Origin of the sequence: Pseudomonas sp. PS02303, assembly GCF_029959925.1 — a bacterium.
GTDB lineage: Bacteria > Pseudomonadota > Gammaproteobacteria > Pseudomonadales > Pseudomonadaceae > Aquipseudomonas > Aquipseudomonas mandelii.
In genome coordinates, this window is record NZ_JASCOM010000236.1 from 1 (window position 1) to 9,092 (window position 9,092).

The following is a 9,092-nucleotide window of genomic DNA, read 5'->3' on the forward strand; positions in this document are numbered from 1 at the left end:
CCCAGGCTGGCGGGCTAACGCGCCCGGGCCCGCGCCGCCGCCGCCACGCCTGGCTCCTACAGGGGAAGGTGTTTCAGGCATAAAAAAATGGGGCGCATTCGATGCGCCCCATTTTTTGTTAACGACTCAGATCAGAACGCCGGTAATACCGCGCCTTTGTACTTCTCGAGGATGAAGGCCTTCACTTCCGGGCTGTGCAGGGCAGCAATCAGTTTCTTCATGTCTTCGCTGTCCTTGTCGTCCGGGCGGGCTACGAGGATGTTCACGTAAGGCGAGTCGTTGCCTTCGATGACCAGCGCATCCTTGGACGGATCGAGCTTGGCTTCCAGCGCGTAGTTGGTGTTGATCAGCGCCAGGTCGACCTGGGTCAGCACGCGCGGGATGGTCGCGGCTTCCAGCTCACGGAATTTCAGGTCCTTGGTGTTCTCGGTGATGTCCTTGACCGTCGAGAGGATGTTGTTCGAATCCTTCAACTTGATCAGGCCGGCCTTGGCCAGCAGCAACAGCGCGCGACCGCCGTTGGTGGCGTCGTTCGGGATCACCACGTTGGCGCCGCCTGGCAGTTCGGTCAGGGCCTTGTACTTGCTGGAGTAAGCGCCCAGCGGTTCCAGGTGTACACCGGCAACGGCGACCAGGTCGGTGCCCTTGGCCTTGTTGAACTCATCGAGGTACGGCTGGTGCTGGAAGAAGTTGGCGTCCAGGCGTTTTTCGGCAACCTGCACGTTCGGCTGGATGTAGTCGGTGAAGACTTTGACCTTCAGGTCCACGCCGTCTTTGGCCAGGGCCGGTTTGACGAATTCGAGGATTTCCGCGTGCGGCACCGGGGTGGCGGCAACGGTCAGAGTGTCAGCGTGAGCGGAAAACGCTGCAACGGCTGCGAACGCGACGAGTAGTTTTTTCATTCAGCTAACTCCTTGTGGGTACCCGCTTGCGGCGCCTGGATTTGGCGCCTGCCAGCGAATGGCCGGCTCATGTCTTGTTTACGATAACTGTTTATTTTCTGGAGAAATGGACGACCAGTTTGTCACCAACCATTTGCAGAACCTGCACCAGCACCAGCAACAGCACCACGGTGACGATCATCACATCGGTCTGGAAACGCTGATAACCAAAACGGATCGCCAGGTCGCCCAACCCACCGGCACCGACCACACCGGCCATCGCCGTGTAGGACACCAGTGTAATAGCCGTCACCGTAATCGCCGCGTAAATGCCCGGGCGGGCTTCTGGCAGTAGGGCGTTGATGATGATCTGCCGGGTCGTCGCACCCATGGCCTGGGTGGCTTCGATGATGCCGCGATCCACTTCACGCAGGGCGGTTTCCACCAGTCGCCCGAAGAACGGCGTGGCACCCACTACCAGCGGCGGGATCGCACCGGCGACGCCGAGCGAGGTGCCGGTGATCAGCACGGTGAACGGGATCATCACGATCAGCAAAATGATGAACGGCAGCGAACGCAGGATGTTCACCACCAGCGACAGCACGGCGTATAGCGTTCTGGATTCCAGCAACTGACGCGGACTGCACAGGAACAACAACACGCCCAGCGGGAGGCCGAGCAACACGGTGAACAACAACGAACCGAAGAGCATCAGCAGGGTATCGCCGGTAGCCAGCCAGATTTCGAACCAGTCGATGTTGACGAAGAAACTTGTCAGGACTTCCATTAGCGCAGGACCTCCATGTGGACGTCAGCTGCGGTGAAGTGGGCGAACGCCGCCTCCATGTCGCCACCGGTAACAGCCAGGGTCAATTGCCCGTAAGGGACGTCTTTGATGCGGTCGATACGACCGGCCAGGATGCTGTAGTCCACGCCCGTTTCCCGAGCGACGGTCCCCAACAGTGGTGCGTAGGTCGCTTCGCCCTGGAAGGTCAGACGCACGATGCGGCCCGGCACATGGGAGAAGTCGTCACGCTGTTCGCTTTCATCGATCTGCTCGTCTTCTTGCACGAAACGTTTGGTGGTCGGGTGTTTCGGATGCAGGAACACCTGGGCCACCGAACCTTGCTCGACGATCACACCCGCGTCCATCACGGCGACCTGGTCGCAGACCCGGCGGATCACGTCCATCTCGTGGGTAATCAGGACGATGGTCAGTTTCAGCTCGCGATTGATCTCAGCCAGCAATTGCAGGACCGACGCCGTGGTCTGCGGGTCCAGGGCGCTGGTGGCTTCGTCGCACAGCAGGATTTTTGGCTTGGTCGCCAGGGCGCGGGCAATGCCGACGCGCTGCTTCTGGCCGCCGGACAGCTGCGCCGGGTACTTTTTGGCGTGGTCAGACAAACCGACCCGCGCCAGCAACTCGGCGACACGCTGGTCAATCTCGCTGCGCGACAGTTCACCGGCCAGGGTCAGCGGCAGCGCGACGTTGTCGGCCACGGTCTTGGACGCCAGCAGGTTGAAGTGCTGGAAAATCATCCCGACCTGCTGGCGGAAGCGGCGCAGGCTGTTGGCGTCGAGTGCGGTGACTTCTTCGCCGTCGACGAAGATCTTGCCGCCGCTGGACTCTTCCAGGCGATTGATCAGACGCAGCAGGGTACTTTTTCCCGCGCCGGAGTGACCGATCAGGCCGAAGACCTGACCGTTCTCAATCGTCAGACTGGTCGGGTGCAGGGCGGGAATATCCTTACCGGCGACGCGGTAGGTTTTGTGGACGTTTTGAAACTCGATCACGTAGCGAACCTTGTGGGGCGCGTTGGAAAAGGGTCAGCGGTTAGCCGGGCGCGCATTTTAGCCTGTCCGTATAGAGGTTATTAGCATTTATTCCGCATTCAACCTTCCATTTGGCAATAACGCGATCGAAGGTTAGAAAAAAGGAACGGCTAAAAAGCTCGCCAGTCACTAATAAGGCAACTCGAAAACGCCCCCGGTGCCGTGCCTGGGGAATGCATATAAGTCCTGGCTACGGGATCGCAACGAGGAGTTTACGACTGATGAGTACTAAAAAGCCTGCCGCACCTAAAAGCGCACTGGCCGGGACCGATACCCTGGACCGCGGCAACACCAATGCCAAGCTCGATAGCCTGGAAAAGTTTCGCTCCGACGCCACCGAACAAGCCCTGCGCACCAATCAGGGCGTGAAGGTTTCGGACAACCAGAACACGTTGAAGGTCGGCGCGCGCGGGCCGTCGTTGCTGGAAGACTTCATCATGCGTGAAAAAATCACGCATTTTGACCATGAGCGCATTCCAGAGCGCATCGTCCATGCTCGGGGCACTGGCGCTCATGGTTTTTTCCAGACCTATGAAAACCATTCCGTTCTGACCAAAGCCGGTTTCCTACAAGATCCCGGCAAGAAAACCCCGGTCTTCGTGCGCTTTTCCACGGTGCAGGGCCCGCGTGGGTCAGGCGATACCGTGCGGGACGTGCGAGGTTTCGCCGTGAAGTTCTTCACCGACGAAGGCAACTTCGACCTGGTGGGCAATAACATGCCGGTGTTTTTCATTCAGGATGCAATCAAGTTCCCTGACTTCGTGCACGCGGTGAAACCGGAGCCACACAACGAGATCCCTACCGGCGGCTCGGCTCACGACACCTTCTGGGATTTCGTCTCGCTGGTGCCAGAGTCGGCGCACATGGTGATCTGGGCCATGTCCGACCGGGCGATCCCGAAAAGCCTGCGCAGCATGCAGGGCTTTGGCGTACACACGTTCCGCTTGATCAATGCCGAAGGAAAATCACGCTTCGTCAAATTCCACTGGCGCCCTACCGCCGGTACTTGCTCACTGGTGTGGGATGAAGCGCAGAAGCTCGCCGGTAAAGACACCGATTACCACCGCCGCGATCTGTGGGAGTCGATCGAGATGGGCGACTACCCGGAGTGGGAGTTGGGCGTGCAGGTCATCGAAGAAGAAAACGAACATAACTTCGACTTCGACATCCTCGACCCGACCAAACTGATCCCGGAAGAACTGGTGCCCATTACCCCGCTGGGCAAGATGGTGCTCAACCGCAACCCGGATAATTTCTTCGCCGAAACCGAGCAGGTTGCGTTCTGCCCGGGCCATATCGTGCCGGGCATCGACTTCTCCAATGATCCGCTGCTGCAAGGGCGGCTGTTTTCCTACACCGATACGCAGATCAGCCGACTCGGTGGGCCGAATTTTCACGAGATCCCGATCAACCGTCCCGTAGCACCCTTCCATAACGGCCAGCGGGATGCGCTGCATCGCACCACCATCGACAAGGGGCGCGCCTCCTACGAACCGAATTCCATCGATGGCGGTTGGCCGAAAGAAACGCCGCCTGCCGCGCAGGACGGTGGATTCGAGACCTATCCAGAGCGCATCGACGCCAACAAGATTCGCCAGCGCAGCGAGTCGTTCGGCGATCATTTCTCCCAGGCGCGCCTGTTTTTCCACAGCATGAGCAAGCACGAGCAGGAACACATCATCTCGGCTTACAGCTTTGAGCTGGGCAAGGTTGAGCGTGAATTCATCCGTGCACGTCAGGTGAACGAGATCCTGGCCAATATCGATCTGGAACTGGCCAAACGCGTGGCGCAGAACCTTGGTTTGCCGGCGCCGAAGTCTGGCACCGTCGAAGTGCGTAAAACTTCACTCGATCGCTCACCGGCCTTGAGCCAGGCCAACCTGCTGCCGGGGGATATCAAAACGCGGAAAGTGGCGATTCTGACGGCCAACGGTGTCGATGGTGCTGCGATTGATGCGATGAAGAAGGCGCTGAAGGCAGAAGGTGCGCACGCCAAGCTGCTCGGCCCGACTTCCGCGCCAGTGACCACCGCCGATGGCAAGACACTGCCAGTGGACGCTTCGATGGAAGGCTTGCCTTCGGTGGCATTCGATGCGGTGTTCGTACCCGGTGGCGCGGCGTCGATCAAGGCGTTGAGTGGCGATGGCGTAGCGCTGCATTACCTGTTGGAAGCATACAAACACTTGAAAGCGATTGCGCTGCATGGCGAGGCGAAGCAGTTGCTGGACGTGTTGAAGCTTGAGGTGGATGCGGGGCTGGTCGTGGGTGCGGATGCCCAATTGATCAAACCGTTCTTTGCCGCCATCGGGCAGCATCGGGTTTGGGATCGGGAGCCGAAGGCCAAGGCGATTCCGGCTTAAGGTTTTGTATCGTTAGGGAGGGCGCCTTCGCGAGCAGGCTCGCTCCCACAGGGTTTGGGTTTGATCATAGAAAGTGTAATCAACCCCGATTCACTGTGAGAGCGAGCCTGCTCGCGAAGCGTTCAGGGTTTACGCGGACTCAAGACGATCTGCGCCGGAACGTTGCGCAGGATCTGCTTCTGCAGATTCAGATCGAACTCCGAATCCAGCTTCTTCACCCGTTTAGTCAGCAACGTCGCCAACCATGGGTAATCCTGGGTACGCGGCGCCTGAATGCTGACATCGCACTGGTAATTCACCACATCGGCGGCAATCGCATCCAATTGACGGCGAAGTTTGCTCATATCCGTGAGGTTCAAGGCAATTGTGGTGCTCTCAGCCGTAGGATCAATGACTCTGGCCTGTGGCTTGGCCTCGGCTGCCATGAGCGCCGCTTCAGCCCTGTCCAGTTCAGCTTTACGGGCATTGACGATGGCGTTGTTGACCCCACCCGTCAGCGCCGGAGCCTTTGGCATTAATGCCCGGGCCCGGGCCAGCGCCGTAGCGGCCGCATTCACATCGCCCTTTTGCAGCACGATTTGGCTGCGACGCAGATAGGCTTCGGCCAATTGCCGCTGATATTGCACAAGGGACGGATCGTCTGGCGACTGGGCCTGCAAGGTCGCCAACTGGTCTTCGGCGGTGGCCAGCTCGCTGCTGGCCAGGTTTTGTTCCAGCTGCGCGATGGCCGTGGCCCGGGCATCGGTCGCCGCAGTGGTGGCCGATGGCGTGCTTTGGCAAGCGCCCAGTAGCAGCGAAAATGCGACAAGGAGCAGATAACGGGAGGCTGACAGCTTCATTCCTGCGACTCTCTATTTGCGCAAAAAACGAGCAAGTCTACACCCCTCGACGGGGCAGGACAAAACTCAGCAGAAACAGTGCGGCGGCCGTCACAACAATCGACGGGCCCGCCGGGGTGTCCTTGAACCACGACAACGCCAGCCCGCCACAGACCGCGAGCATGCCCAGCAGGCTCGCGCCCAGCGCCATCTGTTCTGGCGAGCGAGCGTGACGTTGTGCCGCAGCCGCCGGGATGATCAACAGCGAAGTAATCAGCAACACACCGACGATTTTCATCGCCACAGCGATCACCACCGCGATCAGCAACATCAAGGCCAGGCGCAGCGCCGGCACGGGCAAACCTTCCACCCGGGCCAGTTCTTCATGCACCGTGATCGCCAACAATGGCCGCCACAACGTCACCAGCAACGCGAGAACACCGGCGCTGCCACCGAGTATCCAGGCCAAGTCGGTCGGGCTGATCGCCAGCAAGTCGCCGAACAGATACGCCATCAGGTCGATCCGCACTTCGTGCATGAAGCTTAGTACGACCAGGCCCAGAGAGAGCGTGCTTGGTGCGAGAATTCCCAAAAGCGTGTCGGACGCCAGCGGCTGACGCTGTTGCAACGTCACCAGCAGCACCGCCAACAGCAAGCAACCGACGGTGACGGCAACGGTAGGGCTGACATCCAGCAGAAAGCCCAATGCCACGCCGAGCAAGGCCGCGTGGGACAAGGTGTCGCCGAAATAGGCCATGCGCCGCCAGACCACGAACGAACCCAGCGGTCCTGCGACCAGCGCCAAAGCCAGACCTGCAAGCAGGGCGTAGAGCAGAAAATCAGCCATGCTTGCAGCTATCTCCATGGACATGGGGTTGGGCCGTCGGGGCCGCGTTGACCACCGAACCATGCAAGTCATGGGCGTGGTCATGGTGGTGGTGATAAATCGCCAGGCTTTGTGCGTTCTTGCCGAACAGCTCGACGAAAGCCGGATCGCCGCTGACTTGTTCCGGGTGCCCGGAGCAGCAGACATGACGATTCAGACAGACCACCTGGTCGGTGGTGCTCATGACCAGGTGCAAATCGTGGGAGACCATCAATACCCCGCAGCCGTGACGGTCGCGCAGCCGCGTGATCAGGCTGTAGAGCTCGGCTTGGCCGGCCACATCGACGCCTTGCACCGGTTCGTCGAGCACCAACAGTTCCGGCTCACGCAGCAGGGCTCGAGCCAGCAGCACACGCTGCATTTCGCCACCGGAAACACTTTGCACCGGGCTGTCGATCACCTGCTCGGCGCCGACTTCCTTGAGTGCCGCCAAGGCCCTGGCACGGTCCACGCCGGGCACCAGACGCAAAAAGCGCAGTACCGACAACGGCAGCGTCGGATCGACGTGAAGTTTTTGCGGCATGTAACCGACCCGCAGTTTCGGCTTGCGCCAGACGCTGCCGCTGTCCGGCTTCAACAGACCGAGCACCGCGCGCACCAGCGTGGTCTTGCCCGCGCCGTTCGGGCCGATCAGCGTGACGATCTGCCCCGGCTCGACGCTCAGCTCGATGTTATCCAGCACGTTTTGCCCGGCAAAGGTGACGACAACCTGCTCGAGGCGAATCAGCGCATTGCTCATCAAGCCCCCTGGCAACCCGAGCAGAGGCCGACCACTTCAACGGTCTGGCCTTCGACGACGAAACCGACATCCTTGGCGCTGCTGATGATCGCGTCGCTGATGGATTTCTGTTCGAGCTCAATGGCGGCGTGACATTCGCGGCAGATCAGGAATTGACCCTGGTGGGCATGCTCCGGGTGATTGCAGCCGACGAAGGCGTTGAGCGAGGAGATGCGGTGGACGAGGCCGTTTTCCAACAGGAAATCCAGCGCACGGTACACGGTAGGCGGCGCAGCGCGGCGGCCATCCTGCTCACTGAGTACCGCAAGAATGTCGTAGGCACCCAACGGCTTGTGACTTTGCCACACCAGCTCCAGCACCCGCCGACGCAAGGCGGTCAGGCGCAGGCCTTGACGTGCGCACAAGGCATCGGCCTCAGTCAGTGCGCTATGTACGCAATGAGAGTGGTCGTGTGGACGGCTGGCAATCGGTGTTTTAGGCATGAGCGGCGACGAGTTTTGTGAGAGACGTTATTATGTTACCCGTTCTCGCCTCTTCGAGTGGTCATCGTGTCCCGACTTTTTTCTATCTTTGTCACATTTGCCGCAAGTTTTCTGTTCATTGGCTCAGCTCAAGCCGACGTCAAAGTCCTCACCAGCATCAAGCCGCTACAGCTGATTGCCGCTGCGGTGCAGGACGGCGTGGCAATCCCGGAAGTGCTGCTACCACCGGGCGCTTCACCGCATAACTATGCCTTGCGTCCTTCCGACGTACGGAAGGTGCAATCGGTGGATCTGGTTTACTGGATCGGTCCGGACATGGAAGGGTTCCTGCCTCGCGTGCTGAACGGTCGAACGCTGCCGAGCATCGCTGTGCAGGATCTGCCAGGACTGAAACTTCGCCACTTCGGCGAAGACAACCATTCGCACGCGGAAGAAGCCGATGAGCATGACCACGATCATCGCCCTGGCAGCCTGGACGCGCATTTGTGGTTGTCTCCGGTAAACGCTCGCGTGATCGCCACAAAAATGGCTGCTGACTTGAGTGCAACCGATCCGGCCAACGCCACGCGTTATCAGAGCAACCTCAAGGCGTTCGATGAGCGTCTGGATGCAATGGATCTTCGCTTGAAAGCGCGTCTGGCCGGCATCGCAGGCAAACCGTACTTCGTATTCCACGAGGCCTTCGACTACTTTGAAGACGCCTACGGCCTCAAGCACGCCGGCGTATTCAGCGTCGCCGCCGAAGTCCAGCCGGGCGCCCAGCACGTCGCAGCGATGCGCACGCGGTTGCAGGAAGTCGGCAAGACCTGTGTGTTCAGTGAGCCGCCGTTGCGTCCGCGCCTGGCGGAAACCCTGGTGGCAGGCCTGCCGGTGAAATTGGCGGAGCTGGATGCGCTGGGCGGGTACACGCCGGCGACTGCGCAGGGGTATGAGCAGGTGCTGGAGAAGTTGGGGAATGATTTGGCGGGGTGTCTGGAGTCGTTGTAACGGCGGGATCTGCGACGCCCCATCCGCGGGCAAGCCTCGCTCATACGGAATTTGTGCCGTTCACAGATAATGTGCACGACACAAACCTGTAGGAGCGAGGCTTGCC

9 protein-coding genes are annotated in these 9,092 nt (G+C 60.0%); 2 read left to right on the top strand and 7 right to left on the bottom strand.

Translation table 11 applies throughout. From position 1 onward, the window contains the following. Positions 1–131: 131 nt before the first annotated feature. The 3 genes from QMX98_RS28640 to QMX98_RS28650 all read right to left on the bottom strand — a co-directional run bounded on the left by QMX98_RS28640 (position 132) and on the right by QMX98_RS28650 (position 2,675). Complete coding sequence (locus QMX98_RS28640; protein WP_010465644.1) at positions 132–902, bottom strand: MetQ/NlpA family ABC transporter substrate-binding protein; 771 nt, start codon at positions 900–902, stop codon at positions 132–134. 91 nt (positions 903–993) lie between these two features. Next, positions 994–1,668 (bottom strand): methionine ABC transporter permease, encoded by a 675-nt coding sequence (locus QMX98_RS28645; RefSeq protein WP_010465643.1) that lies wholly within the window; start codon positions 1,666–1,668, stop codon positions 994–996. Beyond that, positions 1,668–2,675: a methionine ABC transporter ATP-binding protein gene (locus QMX98_RS28650; protein ID WP_010465641.1), complete on the bottom strand. Its 1,008-nt coding sequence runs from the start codon at positions 2,673–2,675 to the stop codon at positions 1,668–1,670. The genes QMX98_RS28645 and QMX98_RS28650 overlap by 1 nt, the downstream gene beginning before the upstream one ends. 260 nt (positions 2,676–2,935) lie before the next feature. On the opposite strand from QMX98_RS28650, the gene katE reads away from it, so the two are divergent. Then, positions 2,936–5,074 carry a catalase HPII gene (gene katE / locus QMX98_RS28655; protein ID WP_282411745.1) on the top strand — a complete coding sequence of 713 codons (2,139 nt, stop codon included), beginning with the start codon at positions 2,936–2,938 and terminating at the stop codon, positions 5,072–5,074. 122 nt (positions 5,075–5,196) lie between these two features. Here the strand turns inward: katE and QMX98_RS28660 are convergent, their stop codons facing one another. From QMX98_RS28660 to zur, 4 genes are read right to left on the bottom strand one after another with little or no spacing between them, the layout of a single operon-like run. Further along, positions 5,197–5,913, bottom strand: a complete 717-nt coding sequence (locus QMX98_RS28660) for a PA5502 family lipoprotein (protein WP_169858120.1) — start codon at positions 5,911–5,913, stop codon at positions 5,197–5,199. Positions 5,914–5,950: 37 nt separating this feature from the next. After that, a complete protein-coding gene (gene znuB / locus QMX98_RS28665; protein WP_010465635.1) occupies positions 5,951–6,739 on the bottom strand; it encodes a zinc ABC transporter permease subunit ZnuB in 789 nt (262 codons plus the stop codon). Continuing rightward, positions 6,732–7,517: a zinc ABC transporter ATP-binding protein ZnuC gene (znuC, locus tag QMX98_RS28670; protein WP_010465634.1), complete on the bottom strand. Its 786-nt coding sequence runs from the start codon at positions 7,515–7,517 to the stop codon at positions 6,732–6,734. The genes znuB and znuC overlap by 8 nt, the downstream gene beginning before the upstream one ends. Next, a complete protein-coding gene (zur, locus tag QMX98_RS28675) occupies positions 7,517–7,999 on the bottom strand; it encodes a zinc uptake transcriptional repressor Zur (RefSeq protein WP_010465632.1) in 483 nt (160 codons plus the stop codon). The genes znuC and zur overlap by 1 nt, the downstream gene beginning before the upstream one ends. Before the next feature lie 66 nt (positions 8,000–8,065). Between zur and QMX98_RS28680 the strand changes: the two genes are divergently transcribed. Further along, complete coding sequence (locus tag QMX98_RS28680) at positions 8,066–8,986, top strand: zinc ABC transporter substrate-binding protein (RefSeq protein ID WP_169858121.1); 921 nt, start codon at positions 8,066–8,068, stop codon at positions 8,984–8,986. Positions 8,987–9,092: the final 106 nt, after the last annotated feature.

Coding starts and splice junctions, on each gene's coding strand:
- QMX98_RS28640 (WP_010465644.1), bottom strand. CDS start 902: ATGAAAAAACTACTCGTCGCGTTCGCAGCCGTTGCAGCGTTTTCCGCT.
- znuC (WP_010465634.1), bottom strand. CDS start 7,517: ATGAGCAATGCGCTGATTCGCCTCGAGCAGGTTGTCGTCACCTTTGCC.
- katE (WP_282411745.1), top strand. CDS start 2,936: ATGAGTACTAAAAAGCCTGCCGCACCTAAAAGCGCACTGGCCGGGACC.
- QMX98_RS28645 (WP_010465643.1), bottom strand. CDS start 1,668: ATGGAAGTCCTGACAAGTTTCTTCGTCAACATCGACTGGTTCGAAATC.
- znuB (WP_010465635.1), bottom strand. CDS start 6,739: ATGGCTGATTTTCTGCTCTACGCCCTGCTTGCAGGTCTGGCTTTGGCG.
- zur (WP_010465632.1), bottom strand. CDS start 7,999: ATGCCTAAAACACCGATTGCCAGCCGTCCACACGACCACTCTCATTGC.
- QMX98_RS28660 (WP_169858120.1), bottom strand. CDS start 5,913: ATGAAGCTGTCAGCCTCCCGTTATCTGCTCCTTGTCGCATTTTCGCTG.